The 452-nt window shown below is 51.3% G+C and carries 1 protein-coding gene; it reads left to right on the plus strand.

The window, feature by feature from the left end:
• On the plus strand, positions 1–434 hold a 434-nt coding region (locus tag ACTHTY_RS11900; protein WP_440367837.1), incomplete at its 5' end, for a phospholipase A.
• Between the last annotated feature and the right edge of the window lie 18 nt (positions 435–452).

Here is a 452-nt window from a genome sequence, read left to right on the forward strand (position 1 = left end):
TGCGCATGGTTGGCGCAGGTTGTGTTCACCAATCCAACGGTCAAAGCCGCCCCGAATCACGCTCATGGAACCGCGTTTACGCCATGTCCGGTATGGAATGGGGCAAGCTGACCGTTATTCCTAGAGTTTGGATGCGTGCCTTCGACCAAGAAGGGGATGACGATGACAATCCGGACATCAACAAATACATGGGCTACGGCGACTTAAAAGTCCAATACCGTTTCAACGATAAGCAAAATGTTTATTCCGTCCTGCGTTACAACCCTAAAAGCGGACGCGGTGCCGTTGAAGCGGCCTATACTTTCCCCATCAAAGGCAAACTCAAAGGCGTTGTCCGCGGCTTCCACGGCTACGGCGAAAGTCTGAGTGACTACAACCACAAACAAAACGGCATCGGCTTCGGCCTGATGTTCAACGACTGGGACTGCATCTAAATGACCCCATATTATTTC

It is taken from the genome of Neisseria sp. P0019.S002 (assembly GCF_051957155.1).
In the GTDB taxonomy this organism is placed as follows: domain Bacteria; phylum Pseudomonadota; class Gammaproteobacteria; order Burkholderiales; family Neisseriaceae; genus Neisseria; species Neisseria perflava.